Origin of the sequence: Halalkalibacter lacteus, from assembly GCF_036663595.1 — a bacterium.
Classification (GTDB): Bacteria; Bacillota; Bacilli; order Bacillales; family Bacillaceae_D; genus Halalkalibacter; species Halalkalibacter lacteus.
This window is the reverse complement of the sequence record NZ_JAWRVL010000010.1, coordinates 35283-53564: the sequence shown is the minus strand read 5'-3', so window position 1 is coordinate 53564 and position 18282 is coordinate 35283. Positions and strand designations below refer to the sequence as shown.

Here is an 18282-nt window from a genome sequence, read left to right as displayed (position 1 = left end):
CTTTTCTAGTTTAATAAGAGGTTGTGAAATGCTAGTGAATTATGATGGTTTATTTTGAAATTGTTCATAATTTAACGAAGCATAGAAAAAAGGATGATTGAAAAGTCTTGTTAGACCTTTGAATCATCCTTTTATACAAAGAGAAAGTAGTAGATTACATTGTCTTAAGCCTAATTCTCGCGCTCGTACCCTGACCAACTTTAGAAGACAACTCAAACATACCACCGTGCTTATTAATGATCTGTGATACAATGGCTAATCCGAGTCCGGTGCCTCCACTATTACGTGTCCTTGCTTTATTCACTCGGTAAAACCGTTCTGTTACCGCTAATAGATCTTCTTCAGGAATACCGATTCCTTCATCAGCAATGATTAGTTCGCTCCATTCCTTGTCTGTTGTCAATGTAATGGTTATACCCTTAGTAGCTGGCGTATACCTTATCGCATTGTCTAACAAGTTACGAATTACCTGTTCAAGACGATCACTATCGCCATAGATAATACTACCCTCGTCAATGTTTTTGGTCATGCGAATGTTCTTTTGTGTAACAACTAGTTCAAACGATTCAATGACATCGCTAATAAGCTGCGCAAAGGCTATTGGTTCACACTGTAACGGATAAGAATCACCCTCTAGTTGGGCCAAGTCAAGCAAATCATTGACTAGACGCTCTAAACGGTTTGATTCTTTTTGAATAATCGCAAGTCCCTTTTTCTGCTCAATGATTCCTTCTTCCATAGCTTCTGCATAGCCCTTCATATAACTTAAAGGCGTTCGTAGCTCATGTGACACATTCGCAAGAAATTCTCGTCTGTTGTCCTCTACTTTTTCTAATGATGCAGAAAGAATATTAAATGAGTGAGCCAACTGTCCCAATTCATCGACACAAGTAACATCAATACGTTTTGAAAAGTCTCCTTCTGCCATCAACTTTGACACTTGTTTCATATCACTTAATGGTTTGACAACATTGTTAATGACTTTATTACCAATCAAGATAATAACCAAAATAACAAGAGTTAATGATACGATTAAAATGGTTCGGATTTGTATGAACGGTTCATATACTTCAGACAAAGGCATTGATAGTAAGACAGATCCAGACAGATGACCGTCTTGAAATAATGGAATCGCAACTCCAAGAATATCTTGCCCAAAATGAGGGTGAGGACGAACCATCACGACCGTCTCTCCCTCTAGCAATAGTTGTCTTTCTTCAAATGTGATGATGTTTTCATTGGAATAAGGTTCAAACGGTGCCCCACTCCCTAATTGCATTGGATCGTCGGAAAAGAGAACATCTGAAGCTATATTTTGCTCTGACCAATTCAAGCGTTCAAAAAAAGGATCCTCGGCACCGTATTCACGGTAAAATTCAGCCAGTCCTTCTCCTTCCGTCACTAATAAATCAATCTGTTTTTCAACGTAAAGCTCGTCGTATAAGAATAATGTGAGAAATATAGAGCCAACTATAACCGTCATTAACATGCAAATCATCGTGATCCAGATTTTCTTTTTGATTGACCATTTCTTCATGAGGTTTCCTCAAACTTATAGCCTACTCCCCAAACCGTTTTGATAAATCGTTCTGCAGACTTCAATTTTAATCGTAATGTTTTAATATGGGTATCCACGGTGCGTAACGTTCCCATTTGCGAATCCATCCCCCATATACTTTCGTGGAGGTGATCTCTTGTAAAGACTTGACCACGATGGTCAATCAAAAAGAGTAATAAATCATATTCTTTTCTTGTCACATTTATTGGTTCTCGTTCTACGTAAATGATTCGTCCACTTTTGTCTAGCTCAAGCTCTTGAATTTTCAACATATTTGTAGTTGTTTGTAATCCTTGTGACCTTCTTAACGCTGCTTCTATTCGAGCTACCAACTCCCTTGAACTAAATGGTTTGACAATATAATCATCCGCACCAATTTTCAAGCCTTTAATCTTATCTTCCTCACCACTTCTTGCTGTTAGCATAAGAATCGGTACTTGTGAAAATTCTCTTATTTTTTCACAGGCAGTAAAACCGTCCATTTTGTCCATCATGACATCTAACACAACTAAATCAACCAGATGTATTTTCATAAGATGAATGGCTTCTTGTCCGCTTTTGGCTGTTAGGACCTTGTAAGATTCCTTTTCAAGAAATGAGGTTACGAGTTCAAGTAATTCAGTTTCATCATCAACAACTAAAATATGACGAGTATCTTTCATCATTTATTCCTCCATCACAATTGCATACGGACCAGCTGAAACAGTTAGTTCGTCTATTAGTTCAAATGAAACTCTATCAATGATAGAGATTGAGTTGTTATCCAGATTTGTCACAAATAACGTCTCATCATTTCCGGTTACAAAGTTCGGATTTTGGCCAACTTCAATGGCTGCTACAACCTTGTTTGCCTCCTTGTCTACCTTATATAATGCATGATCCCCATGGCACAAAACATAAAAATATGGCGAGGAAAGATCACCAAAAAAGGCAATAGGCATTAATCCTATTTGAATTTCATTTATTAATTTCCCTGTTTCAGGATTATACGCAAAAATACTTTTATTCAAATCTCCGAATGAACCATGACCACCTACCCAAAGTTTCTCTCCGTCATAATACATACCAGAAGGACGTTCAAGGACTGGAAACGTTTGTAAGGTAGTTTTCAGTTCTAGATCCATAACAGTTACATCGTTGTTATCACCACTAAGAGCAAATAGTTTTTCATTTCCAAACTCCAAATCAGTAGGATATGACCCAACCTCTATACTCTGAACCACTTCTTTTTTATCAATGTCAATACGATGGACTTGGTCATTCATGATATCTGTCACGAAAAGACTTCGTGACGTGTAGTCATATTGCATTGCTGTTAGTCCTTGATTTAATTTTAGAAACGGTGAAATGGTTCCCTCTTTTATATCATAGAGCATGAGTGAGGTTTCACTTTGGCTTGTTGCAATAATATTTCCGTTCCCAATGTTCACCATTTCTGTTACAGGAAAATGGCTATCTTCTGAAAGCAGTACATTATTATGTGCAACATCTATAAAAGTCAATTTCTGCTCTTTCACATGGGAAACCATGAGAATTGGAATATTTGCCTTAGGGATCTCAAAATGTTGTACATTACATCCGCTTATAATCATAATAAGACATAATAATAAAACTAAGATAGAACGTTTCATTTTTACCTCCTTTTTGAAGTGCTGTACTTTGAATTCGTATTTAATTTTATCTTAGCATGCTAATGTGAAATCCTTTTGAAATTTGTATACTTACCTAATATTTTTCACCCTGTTTTGTAAATCTTATCATTTCATTTCTTTTTTTATCCTTGAAGCTGTTTTTAATAATGTACTTTAACGAAAAAAATAGACGCACCTTATTAAAGGATAGCGCCTGATTGTTGGAGAGCGTTGCTAAATAAACGCACCGATCGCATAATACTTTTTAAGGTTTATTTCACCTTTACATGAGGATGAGAATAATCAACTTTTTTCTCATCCTCATATAAATTTTTAATTCGATTAATTAGTAGTGGTGATCTTCTTCAGCAGCCATTGCAATTGCTTTCGTTTCATGAACTGTCCCATATGGATGCTCAGGCGGCGCATAGATCGAGTAAAGTTTAAGTGGTTGATTACCCGTATTAGTTAGGTTGTGCCATTTTCCAGCCGGTACCATGATCGCATAGTCATCAAAGACTTCTTCTTGAAAATCTAAATGATCTTTGCTATCACCCATTTGAACAATTCCTTGCCCTTCTTCAATACGTAGGAATTGATCGAGTTCCGGATGAATCTCTAAGCCGATGTCTTCTCCAACATTGATACTCATCAAGGTCACTTGCAAATGGTCTCCTGTCCATAAAGCGGTACGGAACGTATTGTTTTGTTTTGTAGCCTCCTCAATATTAACGACAAACGGTTCTGATCCATAATCCGTTGATCGATTTCGGACGTCCTCATTTAAACAACCAAATCGGGCAGCATTCTCTTGTTCACCAGTTAAAGCCCATAAAAATGCATTTCGAACTTGCGGATGTTGAGTAAGTACACTACTTCTTTGATATTGTTCATACCCTTCTACTTCTTCTTCATAAGCCTTTTGTAAACCTTCTCTATAACTTTGAAAAGGAACTTTATCGGTTTGGTACACAGGCTGACTTCCAGTAAGATTAATATAAAGATTGGTAAATTGTGTCAAATGAGCTTTTTTTTCTTCTAAAGCATGAAGAATGTCATTTTTATGCTTTTGATTTGGCGCTGCATTTGCTAATCGCCTATATAGATCAATCGCTGAAGCCTCTCTTTTTATTCCTACAAGTAGAGCTTCAAATACTTGTTGATTCTGTCCGTGATGATTCCTTGCCATGAAGTCTGGATTATATATTGGTGTGCTAACATTAGCGTAATAAGGATATGAATACGTTTTAGGATAATACATTTTGCTCATTCCCTTCAAAGGTTTATCAAATTTATCATATGCCTATGTTTAGAGAATGTACTTCGATTGTATTATCTTATTTAGGATAGGCGCTGTTAAACTCAAAAAGCCTTACTCCATTAAATGACCGATTGTTGAACAAAAAATACACAGTATTTTTGAACTAACCCGCTCCGCAATAAACGATTGAGTTGTCTTTACGACAACTCCAACTATTTCGTTCAAGCACCTGTTAATGTAATAAGGAACTGTAACAGAACTAATTTTGAAATCAGATTAGGAAAAATGCTAATAAAAAACCAATTGCAAGAATTGTATCAGCAATAAAATTCCCATCTTTCCCTTTTAAAAAATAAGTTTCAATGACAGATAGGGAAAAGATAAAACCGGCTAATAAAAATAAGATATTGACATTTAAACTGTTGTTAAATACCCCTACCATAACTATCAAGATACTAATTATCGCAGTAACAATCTTAATTACAAAAAACGTCTTTCCCTTTTCATTTTCCACTTTTTTCACCTCCACTCCTCATTTCCGCATTACCATAAAAATCCAATTCAATCTTCAACTAACTTGCGTTTTTACTTAATAATAAAAGAGCGATTACCTTTATTCAGCAATCTGCACAAAACCAAAAATGCCCATGGTTAACCCTATATAAATAACAATCGCTGCATAGACACCCATTGTGATCGTGACTTTATACTCATTTGAATCTTCATTTGCTCGAGCAACCATATCCGGTGCACTAGTTATATCAACAGGCATGATTACAATTGAATCTACGCCACGCGTTATGAAAGATTCAATTTGAGCTAGTTGTTGAGTAGCTTCATTCTGGGCATCAACATAGATTACTTCTACACCATCCAATTGTTCAGTATAGTCTTTCATTCCAGCATGAAGGGAGTTAACCAAACATCAATAAAAGTTGGTAATGAAACTCCAATAATTTTCAGTTAGTAATGAAATAGAGCCCGACTCCGCAAAGTGCGATGCCGAGCTATAAGATTCGTTGAAGCGCAATGTACAATACCACTGCCTCTCTTCAACATTTATTTTTTCGTAGCATCTTCTTTTAATCCTAGAATCCACGTTGCAACAAAGGCACCACCTAGTGCAATCAGCATTCCTACAAGGTAATTAATAATGTTAGCCGTTCCAAACGGTGCCGCAATGGCGATCATCGGAATACCTGTTAAGCCATAAGCATTTACAATCACATTTGTAAATACGACGTACCCACCACCTAATGCACCACCAATCGCAGCACCGATAAATGGACGCATGAAGCGTAAGTTCACACCGAAGATGACAGGCTCTGTGATCCCAAGGAATGCGGAGAATGAAGCTGGAAGGGCAATTTCCTTTACTTTTTTATTATTTGTTAAGAAGAATACCGCAAGACCCGCACCACCTTGAGCGACATTCGCCATCGCCCAAATAGGTAATAAGAAGTTGACACCAAAGTCCGCAATTAAAGCTGCCTCAATCGCATGGAAGCTGTGGTGTACCCCTGTAATAACAATGGTTGAGTACAAACCACCAAAAATCAGACCAGCAAATACTCCAGCTGTATTATAAATAAAGTCAAGGCTCCAAGTCAGTCCGTTACCAATCCATGTTCCAAGTGGTCCGATAAATAACATCGCAATAAATCCTGTTAAAATAACTGTTACGAATGGAACAACCAATAGATCAATTGCATTTGGAACAACCTTACGAAGTCCTTTTTCAATTTTACTCATAATGTAGACAACGAGTAAAATCGGAATAACAGTCCCTTGATACCCTAGTAACTCAACGTTCATACCGAAAACGACAACCGATTCTGGAACTCCATCTGCTAATGTCCAAGGGTTTAACAGGGCTGGGTGAGTCATAATTCCACCAAGCACCGCCCCTAAAAATGGATTCGCTCCAAATTCTTTTGCGGCACTAAAACCAATTAAGATCGGCAAAATGATAAAGGCCGCACTTGAAAACATATCTAAAAATAAAATCCAAGGACTGTCTGGCTCGACCCATTCAAACGCTCTCATCATTCCAAGTAGTCCCATTAACAAACCACTTGCAACAATCGCTGGAATAATTGGAACAAAAATATTTGAAAGAGTACGTGCAATACGTGCAAGCGGATTCATTTTCTTCTTCGCTGCATTACTATGATCCACCTGCTTCTCACCACCATCTGTATCTTTTGCGCCAACTCCTGTAATGTGAGCAAATTCAGCATATACTTTATTAACAAGCCCTGTTCCAAAGATCACTTGAAATTGTCCCGATGCACTAAAAACCCCTTTTACTCCCTCAAGATCTTCGATAGCTAGTTTATTCGGCTTACTATCATCATGTAACACAACACGTAATCTTGTAGCACAATGAGTTACACTTACCACATTGTCTTTTCCACCTAAAAGTTCAACTAATTCACTAGCTACTTTGTTTAAATCCATTTGGAATTCCCCCTCGTTTTTTAGGCTATTATTGGTCAGACCGCTTAAGAATATGCAATTGACTCACTCACCACACGTCTGTAAGCGAGATTTTCAATGCGCATATAAAGCGTTTACATTTAGAGTCCTCTATAAGACAACAAAAAGACCTAAAATGGGTATAGGTATACGTAGATAGATCCACGTATGTCTATGCTCCATTTTAGGTCTTGCCTGCCTGATCAGTAACAATCCCACATATTTTTTTGATTACGCTTTCATTCTAGATCATTAGATTTAATTCGTCAATAGTTTTTTGAAAACGCTTTGAAAATCATTAACAATCCATTATTAATAGTTTGCTTTTTTGTGTCGATTTATTAGGAATGATTTTCATAATTTCTCAAGTACCTAGAAAAACGATTACACGCAAAATTTTCTGCAACAATCTCAGTTTTTTCTTTTTTCATATACCATCCCTAACCCATTTGAAAAGATATGAGCATAGGATGGAACTTTATCTAAAAGCCTCTGAATAGGCTTAGTATTTATAAAGAATGACTTTCCCTAATAGGTATAAATTATTATACCTATGAAAAGTCGAAAATGCAGTGTTTATGGGCTTTTCAAGAGCCTAGGTATAAAAATGCGTGAATGTAGGTTACATGTTGTGCATCATGATGAAGGAAACAATCTAAAATAGCGGTTGCTAATACTTTCTCTTCATTTGACGTTTTGATACTTTTCCTCTTTTTTCATATTGTTTAGAGATGACAAACTCTCAATAAATAATAGATCTAAACGGCTAAACCGTTTCTTGATTTTACTTATTAATCCATTTTCTTCTCTATTAGAGCGTGCTCACAAAGTTCATTTAAAAACTTAACATTAGACTTCTTTGACAGGAAAAGCTTCAGTCTTTAGACCTCAGTTTACACGTGGAGATACGATAAAAAGCGAACGTTTGGAAAAACAAACCAATTCAAAAAGTTTGTTAACTTATCTCTCAAATTATCAGACAAAAAACAACAGCTTGTGCGATATTAAATGCAACAAACAAAACATGTATTTATAAGGAGTGTTTAAGTAATGACCGTTACAGATTTATTTAAGTTTAAAAATGAACGCATTAAGGTTTTACATTTTACGTGGTTTGCATTCTTTGTTTCTTTCTTCGCTTGGTTCAGTATGGCACCACTAGCAACAACCATGATGGCGGATATGGATTGGTTAACACCTCAACATATGGCTGCTTTAGGGATTTGTAACGTAGTACTTACTATCCCTGCTCGAATAATCATCGGATCGTTACTCGATAAATATGGTCCAAGAATTGTATACTCAGGTTTATTAATTACCATGTCTATTCCAGCGATTACATTTGCATTTGGTGATACTTGGGCTCAATTAATGATTTCACGTCTTGTTCTTGGTAGTGTAGGTGCCAGCTTCGTAATCGGGATTCGTATGGTAGCAGAATGGTTTCCACCTAAAAACGTAGGTTTTGCTGAAGGTATTTATGGAGGTTGGGGTAACTTCGGTTCTGCTGCTGGCGCGATGTTATTACCATGGTTTGCTCTTACAATGTTCGGTGGCGACAATGGTTATAGATATGCTCTTGCCTTTACCGGTGTTATCTGTTTCATTTACGGTATTATTTATTATATTTGTGTTCGTGATACTCCTGAAGGTAAAGCATTAGTGAAACCGAAAAAAGCGTCTGCGCTTGAAGTTAGTAGTTGGGGTGATTTAGTTCAACTGATTATTTTTACCCTTCCTCTTGGTGGAGCTGTTGCGGTTAGTTCATGGAGATTAAATGGTCTTGGATTTATTTCAGACACAGCTCTTAATATTATCTATGCGGTTATTGTAGGTGTTCTTATTTTTCAAATCGTCAATATTTTAAAAGTAAACGTTCCACAACTTAAAAAAGGTGTTCCAGAAGACGACAAATACAAGTTTAAAAACGTTACTGCCTTAAATAGTACGTATTTTGCAAACTTCGGCGCGGAATTAGCTATCGTTTCCATGCTACCAATGTTCTTCCAATTAACTTTTTCACTTACACCATCACAAGCTGGGCTTATCGCTGCATCCTTCGCCTTTATTAACCTAGTAGCTCGTCCATTAGGTGGGGTTCTTTCAGACAGAATGGGAAGTCGTCGTAATGTCATGCTCGTATACATGTTTGGGATTTGTCTCGGACTAGTCGGCATGGGTATGATAGACTCTAGCTGGCCATTAGTATTGGCTGTAGCGGTTACAGTATTAACTTCTGTATTTGTCCAAGGTGCTGAAGGCGCAACCTATTCTATCGTCCCGATGATTAAAAAACGTGTAACAGGACAAATTGCTGGGATGGCTGGTGCTTATGGAAATGTCGGTGCAACGATTTACCTAACATTGTTTACACTCGTTTCTACACAACAGTTTTTCTTTATCCTTGCTTCTGGAGCATTCATCAGCTTCCTTGTTTGCTTCTTTATGTTAGAGGAACCAAAGAACTCATTTGGTGAAGAATACTATTTAACTGAAGATGAATTGAAGCAGCAAGCAGACGCTGATGCCGCTTTACAAAAGAAAGCTCTATAATAAAACAAAGCGATGCACCAAGCTCTTTTCAACAAGAATGGAGTTTGGTGCATTTTTTCACTACCACACAGGTTTACACTATCCTAATAACATCCCCCCTACAATTCGAAAAGTTTATATACATACTTAGTGAAAAACTCCTCAATAAATTACAATTTCTCTATAACAATAGTCTTATTTTTTACAATAAATACCTTGGCTCTTTTGAGAGTAATCTTTAATACTAGAGAACCTCCTTCATTTCATTAACGACTTCATTTAATCATAACGCACTCATCTAATATTTTGGATAATAAATGGAAAATCCTTCTTGAAGTATTCCTGCACCGTTAGTGTAATAAGACTATAGGATTTGCTGTAGGTTAATAGGTATTATTATAAAATTAGGAGTGACTCCAAATTCGCTCAAAGAATAGTACCCAGTATAGTCAATGAATCTAGTCTATAAATCCATACTTTTTAGCGAGGAAGCTATTATATTATTTTTTCGTTTTTTCAAATTCACTAAACTCTTATTATTCATTATACCAACGTAACAGCTTTGTTTTCTTTAACATATAGCAGAATTTCACGCCAAATGGTGTCTTCGGTAATTGTAGATGTTCTCGGTTCGGTTAAGTAACGCATAGTGAGTTTAATAAAGCCATCTTTTACGGTAACGTAGACAATTGGGTTTAGGTTTTGAGAGTGAAGCATATATTTTTTTGAAGCTTCATGTACCTTATTTTTTGCTTCATCAGTAATATGTTCCGCATGTTTCTTCACGATAGTTTCAAGTTGAGCTTTAGCTTCTTCCCACTCACTATCAATTGTAAGTCGAATCTCAAGTTCATTCCAAATGTATCCAAATCCTTTGTTGGCATTAGATACTGGATGTAAAAAGATATAATTGTTCGGAATGTGGACGATTTTCCCTGTACATTGCTCCCCATCTGTCTTAGCTGTGACTTCCATAATAACAAAATGAAAGATTTTTTGGTCGATCACATCTCCTGCATGGTCATTAACAATGACGCGATCCCCCACTTCAAAGGGCTTTTGAATGACAATAATTAGCAAAGCTGCGATGTTAGTGAATATTTCCCTAAGTGCAATGGCAATCCCTGCAGAAATGAACCCAACATAAATGGTTAGATCTAACCTTGATTCTGACCAGAGAATGATGAATATGACGAACAAGATTACAGAATGCAAGTAATATAACCTTTTACGAGTAGTATAATAGATACCATTGTCTTTAATCGTTTTGAATAATACTTTATTAGTGATTCTAATAAGTTTGATGTATACAAGCAAGATAATAAAAGATAAAAATATTTTATAAATGATCGGATTTCCATTGAAATATTGAATGATTTCTTGCATACTGACTTCCTTTCTGCTATTTGTTTTAAATTATATTTCTAATAATAATGTAAATCTTCTACATGTCAAAACAGTTACCTTTGCTCCGACTCGATCGGTTAAACCATCTTCCAAATAGTTTTAAATATGGAATTTAAAAGAACAACTGTACCTAGTAAAAAAACTCGGCAACGTGCCGCTTCCTTCCATTGCTCTCGAAAGATTCTTTTGATGAAGATTCTTTTTTTCAAAAGGCTCCTTAAACATTTGACCCGGAATAATAACGGCGAGATATTGATTGGCACTGAAAATATTATAACAATCCCTGAGGCCAGGGCAGACGATACTAGATTCCCCGTACTGTTCACAAACCGCATCATCCCCATTACAATTGAATGAAGCATTCCACTCTTATTCATTACGCCGCCAAAGCCAAGTGCAATCATAGCTAAGAAGATAATCGTGTACATATCGGACATGCCGCCCTGGGAAAGAATATGTCCATCATTTCTGATCCCGTCTCAATGCTAAATCTGCTATAAAGGGTCTCTAGCATTTCAGTCATGCTTGCTTTTCCCAATAATCCTATCCGTTACACTAAAGTACTGGGGACAGAAACCAGTACTTTAGTGTAGAATTCGCATTTTAATATTAACTATTAATTTGTTTCTATCTAACGTGCTAGTAATATTCCATAAACAAAAAAAGAACCAGAGAAATTAAGATTTCTCTGGTTCTTAGTCTTTATTTAAGACATATCCTAGAACTCTTTTAGTTTTGCTGGCTTTCTTTCGAATCCCATAAGTTATCTCGATTGAAAAACCATCGACTTCGTACTCTGTTTGTTCAGGTGCTTTGTGCCTTCCTGATCGAAGTAGACCATCTCGTTCCTTAGCATTTTCGGAACTATCGGTAGAAATAATTAGGATTCCTACTGTCACTTCCCGAGCAACTCGCGTGTTTTCTCTAAAATCTCTTCATCTTTTAAGCGAAATTTAAATTCTACCCGTCGAGAATCTTGATTGCTATAGTTTCCTTCTTTATCGGTGCGCCCTTCGGTAAAAGACTTTCCGTTTACCGTTAATTTAGCTTGTAAATGTTCTTGGATGCTTTTGTAAGGAAAATCTTCGCTAAGGATATACTCTGCAACACTAAAAGCTCTTTGCTGCGATAGTTCTAGATTGTACAAATAGCTACCATGTTGATCAGCATGACCTTCGATGATGATTTCTGAAATATACTCTTCATACCCATTTTCGAGTAACACATCTAAATAAGCGGGGACAAACTCATCCAAAAACACAAACGCCTCTGGCTTTAACACAGCTGCATCAAACTCAAATAAAATATCCGTATTAAAAATTAACGCACCCGTTTTCTCATCGATCTCAACGCTTAGAGCTGAATCACTAAATTCTTCATTTAGATCTTGGATGATATTGACTCTCACCCCCATAATTTGATCAATGGTTCGTTTCATCTCTTCTATTTGAAACGATTTGATCACCATCATGATAATAAAGATGAGGATAAAACAAAGCAAGATTGATGTTAATAAATCCGTGAATGACGGCCAAAAATGACTCTCCTCTTCTTCACGATGAAATAGTCTCTTATATTTATTAATCATCGGATCCAACCCTTACTCGATAGCTTTGCTTCATTGCATCTTGTGAGAAGGACTGAAGCTGACGATTTAACTGTTGAAATTCTTGACTCAATTCCTTGAGAGTTTGCTGCATGTAACGAGCACTTCTTTGTTGGTTATCTTCCGTTATTTCCCCTATTTGCTTAAATTCTTTCTTCATTGCGTCATTGATATCGACTACATAATCACCAATATTCCTACTTACCTTTTCCAATTTTTCGCCAAGGGTTCCTTCTAAATTAGCGACATATTTTGAGAGCGTATCTTTTAGTACAACTACGCTTGACTCTAGCTGATTTTCTCTATGAGTAAATGAATCTGACATTTGCGAAATCGTTCGATTGACTTCACCCAGTAATTGCTGGTTATTCGTTCCTAATTGTTCATAGTAACGGGATGCATCGTTCAAATACTTTTCATAAGCTCCGGTATTGACTGAATGAGTTTTCAAATGATTATGAAACTCATAATTAAATTGTTTCAATTCGTCAAATCGGTTCGACAAAAGAGTTTTGTATTCGCTTTGTGCTCGGTTAATCGTTTCTAATTCATCAGGCAGACGTTCGATAGAGTTGCCAAGTTTATAAAAATCATTTCTTAACTCACTTAAATACGTAGTAATTCCTGAAAGTTTTGAGCTGACATCGTCTCCAAATATACGTTCAAACTGATGAATGTTTTCCTTCATCGTTTTTACAAGCTGATCACTCTGAACATTCATTCTCTCAAATGCTGCATGAATCGATTCCTGTCTCCCCGCAATGGAGGAAAAATAGTCTTTCAAATCCACAACTGATTGTTGGAAATGATTCATCGTTTCCGTCTGAGAGTTTGTAAGTTCTGCTATCTTTTGATACGTTTCAGTAAACGCACTCGTCATCCGTTCATTTCTTTGATCCATTTTGTAAAAATAAGAAAACAATTGATCAAAATTCTTATTTAGTTTTGAAACGCCTTTATCAAATCCATTGGTTACTTCTTTCACACTTTCAAAAATGACCGTGAAATCCTTTAGATTTTCTGTTAGGCCCTCATTAAACTTCGCTAGATCTTTTGCAGATTGTTGCAAACCAACAGTATATTCTTGAAAGCCTTGAAAAGAGTCAACAATGCTTTGTAACGATTCTTGATTCGTTTCCCTGAGCTCGACAATGGAGGAATGAATCGTTTCTGATACATCAATAAGACGGGACAATCCATCTTGTTCATTTTCTTCTAAATACGACTCGGTTTTCAACATAATATCTGTTAACATATATTCCGTATTCGCTACACGAGTAACGACAGTCATCATTAGCGATAATCCCATACCGGCAATACTCGTATAAAACGCCACATCAATGCCAGCAAGTACCAATGCCACATTATCGACTAACTGATCCCCTGTTGCATCAATACTTCCGAGCGACATAGCAAGCCCAATGAATGTCCCGAGTACTCCAATTAATATAAAAACGGAAACAGTCATTTGAATCATTTTAATGAGACTTACTACCGGCACGTTAAATGCACGCCAGCTAGAAAACTTTTGCTGAACAAAAGTTTCTACTTTCACTGATTCTTCTTGACTCTTATGTTCAAACTCTCCTTTATACCGATTTAACGGGGCAATATCCAATGAATTTGTATCCCTAACATAATTCCGAATTCTTCGTAACTTGCTATACAAACTAAAATGAATGAAAATTGTTACGGCAAATGCTAAGAATAACACAATGAAGATAAATTCAATCACTGGATTAGATAATATAGCTTGAGCTTGCTGTTCACTTATAAATAATTTCAATATAGCTTCAACCATTCAAATTCCCCCTATTTGCTCTAACATTTAAATAGTTCAAATGAAACCGAATTTTCGTATGATCCTACATTCGTAATGGTCTCTTCCATCTTTGTTTATAGCTATTCGCAAGTTGGACAAATCATGCATAGAGCAGAGGGAGGATTCTATGCACATGTCATTTGTCCAAGAAACTATTGATCATAAATGATAAATGGATTATAGATGGGGTTTGAGAATCGAGCGTTGTATACAAACGAGCATTTGCTCACACACTCACTTGTGATACAATATTGTCTATTACATGGTGCATTATGGGAAATATAACAATGCACAATACATGATGAAAGAGGTTGAATAAACTTGGAACATAACTCTTCGAACTTTATTCGAAATATCATAAAAGAAGATTTAGAGTCCGGCAAGCGAGACCATATTATTACTCGGTTCCCACCAGAACCAAATGGATACCTACATATTGGACATGCGAAATCCATCGTCATTAACTTTGATTTAGCAGATGAATTTAATGGGAAAACGAACCTGCGCTTTGATGACACTAATCCGTTGAAGGAAGACTCAGAGTATGTTCATGCCATTAAAGAGGATGTAGAGTGGCTAGGCTATAACTGGGATGGTCTATTTTTCGCGTCCGATTATTTTCAAGAAATGTATGAAAGAGCTGTCCTTCTTATTAAGAAAGGGAAAGCATATGTGGATGACCTTTCACCAGATGAAATTCGTGCATACCGTGGTACATTAACGGAACCAGGAAAAGATAGCCCTTATCGCAATCGTTCGATTGAGGAAAACTTAGATTTATTCGAGCGTATGCGTAAAGGAGAGTTTGGTAACGGCGAAAAAGTATTACGTGCCAAAATCGACATGAAATCTCCTAACATTAATTTACGTGATCCGGTTATTTACCGTATTTCTCACGCAACACATCATAATACGGGAGATCAATGGTGTATTTATCCAATGTACGCCTTTGCTCATCCGTTAGAGGATGCGATCGAGGATGTTACACATTCGATTTGTACAACAGAGTTTGAAGACCAACGTCCACTTTACAACTGGATTATAGAAGAATGTGAAATGACGAGTACGCCACAACAAATCGAGTTTGGCCGTTTAAACATTACGAATGCAGTCATGAGTAAACGTAAGTTAAAACAACTAGTTGATGAAGAGATTGTCGATGGTTGGGATGACCCACGTATGCCAACAATTTCAGGTTTACGAAGAAGAGGTTATACACCAGAGGCCATTCTTGCATTTGTACGGGAAACAGGAGTATCTAAAGGGTCAGGCGTTGTCGATTCGCAAATGTTGGACTACTTTGTACGAGAAGATTTAAAAATGAAAGCTCCTCGTACTATGGGAATCCTTCGTCCGTTAAAAGTAGTGATTACCAACTATCCAGAAGGACAAGTCGAAATGCTTGACGCAGAAATCAACCCTGAAAACCCTGAAATGGGTACAAGACAAATTCCATTTTCAAGAGAAATTTACATTGAACAAGAGGATTTCATGGAAAACCCTCCGAAGAAATACTTCCGTCTATTCCCTGGTAACGAAGTTCGTCTAAAACATGCTTACTTCATTAAGTGTGAGGACGTAATAAAAGACGAAGACGGAAACGTGGTTGAAATCCATTGTACGTACGATCCAGAAACAAAAAGTGGAACAGGCTTTACTGGTCGTAAAGTAAAAGGAACATTGCACTTTGTGGAGGCAACACAAGCGGTGCCAGCTGAGTTCCGTTTATATGAGCCGCTCATTTTAAATGAAGAAACAGAAGAAGTGATAGATGAATCAACGGAAAATGAAACGGAAGTAGAAAAAACGTTCCTGGATCATGTAAACCCTAACTCCCTTCAAGTATTAAAAGGCTTTGTAGAGCCAAACATGAAAAAGGTTACCCCGCAAGAGAAGTTTCAATTCTTTAGACACGGTTACTTCAATGTCGATCAAAAGCATACGACAAAAGACAACCTTGTGTTTAATTTAATTGTTCCATTGAAAAGTTCGTTTAAGCTTTAATATACGATTCAAGAAGACCTGTTTATCGACAGGTCTTTACTGGTTTGTATATAAGAAAAGACATTATTCAAGCATCGGCTGCTTGAAAAATGTCTTTTATCAGAAAGTAAATTCCCGGTAGAAATTACTCTACCGGGGTTAATATTACCTATTATTTACTCGTACACGTTCAGGATACGTATGAGTATTTAATGAATTGTTAGTATAGAAATGACCATATAATTTATCTTCACGTTCTTCATCAGCTTCCACTAGGACAACAATATGACCTTTGTTTAGATGGTCTTCATACTCTTTTGCGTGTCCTTCTGGAATTCCTGCACCTGTCAGAGCTCCAACGAGTCCACCACCTCCTGCACCAATAGCTGCACCGGTCAATGCAGTTGCTAGCGGTCCAGCCGCTGCAAGAACACCAACTCCAGGAACAGCTAATAACCCGACCGAAGCAATGATTCCTGCAATACCACCAAGAACGCCGCCCGATCCAGCACCGATACCGAAACCTTTTCCAGCATTTTTAGCTCGTCCACTATTTTTTTCTGTAACTTCACTTCTTGTTTCATTCTGAATACTTTCTACATCATCACTATCTTTTGCGAAAACCGAGATGTCTTCCTTTGTATAGCCGATAGTATGAAGACCTTCAATTGCACGAATTGCTTCTTCCTGGTTTCTGAATACTCCACCGATAATTGTTTTATTCATAATTTTTTGCCTCCTTAACATTTTGTTCACTAAACGATTTCCCAGTAAATCATGAAGGTAAACATAATATTTTTTAGTACGACACATGAATTAATTATTTTAAAAAAATCTAGATTAAGGTTTTTGATGATGGGTATAAAGAGAAGTGTCTTGTTTAGGAGACAAATTAATAGAGCGAGGAGAGGATTAACTTTGAATATTTTACTAACATCAGGTGCTAGACGTATAGACTTCGTAGGTTTTTTTCACGATGCTTTAAAAAACGCTGGTATAAATGGAAAAGTGATTGTTGCCGATCCAGAGCATAACGCACCATCGCTTCAAGCAGGAGATGAAAACTATGTGATTCCACATCAAACAGACTCGCGGTACATGGAAGCAATAGTTGAAATTTGTAAGAAACATAAAGTGAAATGTCTTGTTCCGTTAAATGATTGGGAAGTGCCCGAACTATCTGCTCACAAAGAGGAACTTGAAAAAATAGGAGTATCCGTTTTTACACCGGAGCCAAACATTGTCGATAAGGTTCGGGACAAAGGAAAATACCGAGAACTACTGAACTCGTTCGAGGTAAAAGCTCCGCTCTCTTACCTCAACATAGATGATGCTGTGAATGCATTAGAAAATAATGAAGTATCATTTCCGTTAATCGTAAAGCCTCGTAACGGATCTGCGTCGATAGGTGTTGAAATTGCCTACAATGTCGAAGATTTAAAATTCGCTTACGAGCTTGCCGTGCGTGAAATCAAGGAATCTCCTTTAGATGATGCCACTTACAAAGAACCAGAGGACAATGTCATTATCCAAGATGTAATTGAAGGAGAAAAATTTAGTGTTGATATGTTCAACGATTTAGATGGTCGTTTTCTCACTGCCCTTATTCGGAAGCAATTGGATATGAGAGGCGGAGATGTCGATAGGTGTATTACAGAGAACCACCCTGAATTGCTAGAAATTGCACGGAGAATGGGAGAAAACCTAGGTCATGCGGGTTACATGAACACAGATGTGTATTACGATGGAACCGATTATTATGTCATTGATATAAATCCTCGCTTTGGTGGAGGCTATGCATTTTCCCACAGAGCAGGGGCGGATATTCCTGCTGCGATCATTGCGCTAACGGACGGCAATGAGGTAAAGGAAGATTGGTTGACTCAAGATTCAGATCTTGAATTAGCCCGCCATGACATTGTTGTTCGGATAGATAAACAAAAAGAAAAGTATGCCCTTTAATTGAAAAACTAAGTAAAACGACTATCATCTGACTGGTTTTCT

The 18282-nt window shown here is 37.0% G+C and carries 16 protein-coding genes; 3 read left to right on the top strand and 13 right to left on the bottom strand.

What is annotated here, in order from left to right; genetic code table 11:
• Positions 1-154: 154 nt before the first annotated feature.
• The 7 genes from SAZ04_RS09300 to SAZ04_RS09270 all read right to left on the bottom strand — a co-directional run bounded on the left by SAZ04_RS09300 (position 155) and on the right by SAZ04_RS09270 (position 6910).
• On the bottom strand, positions 155-1537 hold the full coding sequence (locus tag SAZ04_RS09300) for a sensor histidine kinase (protein ID WP_332694381.1): 1383 nt from the start codon (positions 1535-1537) through the stop codon (positions 155-157).
• On the bottom strand, positions 1534-2220 hold the full coding sequence (locus SAZ04_RS09295; protein WP_332694520.1) for a response regulator transcription factor: 687 nt from the start codon (positions 2218-2220) through the stop codon (positions 1534-1536). Before SAZ04_RS09295 ends, SAZ04_RS09300 begins: the two co-directional genes overlap by 4 nt.
• A gap of 3 nt (positions 2221-2223) precedes the next feature.
• Positions 2224-3189, bottom strand: coding sequence for a YncE family protein (locus tag SAZ04_RS09290; RefSeq protein ID WP_332694379.1), 966 nt, complete (start codon positions 3187-3189; stop codon positions 2224-2226).
• A gap of 346 nt (positions 3190-3535) precedes the next feature.
• A complete protein-coding gene (locus SAZ04_RS09285; protein WP_332694378.1) occupies positions 3536-4450 on the bottom strand; it encodes a cupin domain-containing protein in 915 nt (304 codons plus the stop codon).
• A gap of 271 nt (positions 4451-4721) precedes the next feature.
• Entirely contained in the window at positions 4722-4973 is a 252-nt protein-coding gene (locus SAZ04_RS09280) for a hypothetical protein (RefSeq protein ID WP_332694376.1), read from the bottom strand.
• A gap of 90 nt (positions 4974-5063) precedes the next feature.
• Positions 5064-5348, bottom strand: a complete 285-nt coding sequence (locus SAZ04_RS09275) for a substrate-binding domain-containing protein (protein WP_332694374.1) — start codon at positions 5346-5348, stop codon at positions 5064-5066.
• Between the two features lie 161 nt (positions 5349-5509).
• The gene (locus SAZ04_RS09270; protein WP_332694372.1) at positions 5510-6910 is read right to left on the bottom strand and encodes a sucrose-specific PTS transporter subunit IIBC; all 1401 of its coding nucleotides are present in this window, start codon (positions 6908-6910) and stop codon (positions 5510-5512) included.
• A gap of 1068 nt (positions 6911-7978) precedes the next feature.
• On the opposite strand from SAZ04_RS09270, the gene SAZ04_RS09265 reads away from it, so the two are divergent.
• On the top strand, positions 7979-9481 hold the full coding sequence (locus SAZ04_RS09265; RefSeq protein ID WP_332694370.1) for a NarK family nitrate/nitrite MFS transporter: 1503 nt from the start codon (positions 7979-7981) through the stop codon (positions 9479-9481).
• Between the two features lie 522 nt (positions 9482-10003).
• Here the strand turns inward: SAZ04_RS09265 and SAZ04_RS09260 are convergent.
• The 5 genes from SAZ04_RS09260 to SAZ04_RS09245 form a co-directional block, all read right to left on the bottom strand.
• A complete protein-coding gene (locus tag SAZ04_RS09260) occupies positions 10004-10846 on the bottom strand; it encodes a mechanosensitive ion channel domain-containing protein (protein WP_332694368.1) in 843 nt (280 codons plus the stop codon).
• Between the two features lie 98 nt (positions 10847-10944).
• Positions 10945-11322, bottom strand: a complete 378-nt coding sequence (locus SAZ04_RS23395; RefSeq protein WP_431308986.1) for a Na+/H+ antiporter NhaC family protein — start codon at positions 11320-11322, stop codon at positions 10945-10947.
• 240 nt (positions 11323-11562) lie between these two features.
• Positions 11563-11766, bottom strand: coding sequence for a hypothetical protein (locus SAZ04_RS09255; RefSeq protein WP_332694366.1), 204 nt, complete (start codon positions 11764-11766; stop codon positions 11563-11565).
• Positions 11763-12455: an OmpA family protein gene (locus SAZ04_RS09250; RefSeq protein ID WP_332694364.1), complete on the bottom strand. Its 693-nt coding sequence runs from the start codon at positions 12453-12455 to the stop codon at positions 11763-11765. Before SAZ04_RS09250 ends, SAZ04_RS09255 begins: the two co-directional genes overlap by 4 nt.
• Positions 12448-14274, bottom strand: a complete 1827-nt coding sequence (locus SAZ04_RS09245) for a MotA/TolQ/ExbB proton channel family protein (RefSeq protein WP_332694362.1) — start codon at positions 14272-14274, stop codon at positions 12448-12450. The genes SAZ04_RS09250 and SAZ04_RS09245 overlap by 8 nt, the downstream gene beginning before the upstream one ends.
• Positions 14275-14616: 342 nt before the next feature.
• On the opposite strand from SAZ04_RS09245, the gene SAZ04_RS09240 reads away from it, so the two are divergent.
• Positions 14617-16299, top strand: coding sequence for a glutamine--tRNA ligase/YqeY domain fusion protein (locus tag SAZ04_RS09240; protein WP_332694360.1), 1683 nt, complete (start codon positions 14617-14619; stop codon positions 16297-16299).
• A gap of 144 nt (positions 16300-16443) precedes the next feature.
• Here SAZ04_RS09240 and SAZ04_RS09235 read toward each other — a convergent pair whose 3' ends face one another.
• A complete protein-coding gene (locus SAZ04_RS09235; protein WP_332694358.1) occupies positions 16444-17004 on the bottom strand; it encodes a general stress protein in 561 nt (186 codons plus the stop codon).
• A gap of 192 nt (positions 17005-17196) precedes the next feature.
• Between SAZ04_RS09235 and SAZ04_RS09230 the strand changes: the two genes are divergently transcribed.
• Positions 17197-18240 carry an ATP-grasp domain-containing protein gene (locus SAZ04_RS09230; RefSeq protein ID WP_332694356.1) on the top strand — a complete coding sequence of 348 codons (1044 nt, stop codon included), beginning with the start codon at positions 17197-17199 and terminating at the stop codon, positions 18238-18240.
• The last annotated feature ends 42 nt before the right edge of the window (positions 18241-18282 follow it).

What these genes read in the sequence shown, in the direction of transcription:
- SAZ04_RS09290 (WP_332694379.1), bottom strand. Translation starts at nt 3,189, where the DNA reads ATGAAACGTTCTATCTTAGTTTTATTATTATGTCTTATTATGATTATA.
- SAZ04_RS09250 (WP_332694364.1), bottom strand. Translation starts at nt 12,455, where the DNA reads ATGATTAATAAATATAAGAGACTATTTCATCGTGAAGAAGAGGAGAGT.
- SAZ04_RS09245 (WP_332694362.1), bottom strand. Translation starts at nt 14,274, where the DNA reads ATGGTTGAAGCTATATTGAAATTATTTATAAGTGAACAGCAAGCTCAA.
- SAZ04_RS09275 (WP_332694374.1), bottom strand. Translation starts at nt 5,348, where the DNA reads ATGAAAGACTATACTGAACAATTGGATGGTGTAGAAGTAATCTATGTT.
- SAZ04_RS09265 (WP_332694370.1), top strand. Translation starts at nt 7,979, where the DNA reads ATGACCGTTACAGATTTATTTAAGTTTAAAAATGAACGCATTAAGGTT.
- SAZ04_RS09295 (WP_332694520.1), bottom strand. Translation starts at nt 2,220, where the DNA reads ATGAAAGATACTCGTCATATTTTAGTTGTTGATGATGAAACTGAATTA.
- SAZ04_RS09260 (WP_332694368.1), bottom strand. Translation starts at nt 10,846, where the DNA reads ATGCAAGAAATCATTCAATATTTCAATGGAAATCCGATCATTTATAAA.
- SAZ04_RS09285 (WP_332694378.1), bottom strand. Translation starts at nt 4,450, where the DNA reads ATGTATTATCCTAAAACGTATTCATATCCTTATTACGCTAATGTTAGC.
- SAZ04_RS09300 (WP_332694381.1), bottom strand. Translation starts at nt 1,537, where the DNA reads ATGAAGAAATGGTCAATCAAAAAGAAAATCTGGATCACGATGATTTGC.
- SAZ04_RS09235 (WP_332694358.1), bottom strand. Translation starts at nt 17,004, where the DNA reads ATGAATAAAACAATTATCGGTGGAGTATTCAGAAACCAGGAAGAAGCA.
- SAZ04_RS09270 (WP_332694372.1), bottom strand. Translation starts at nt 6,910, where the DNA reads ATGGATTTAAACAAAGTAGCTAGTGAATTAGTTGAACTTTTAGGTGGA.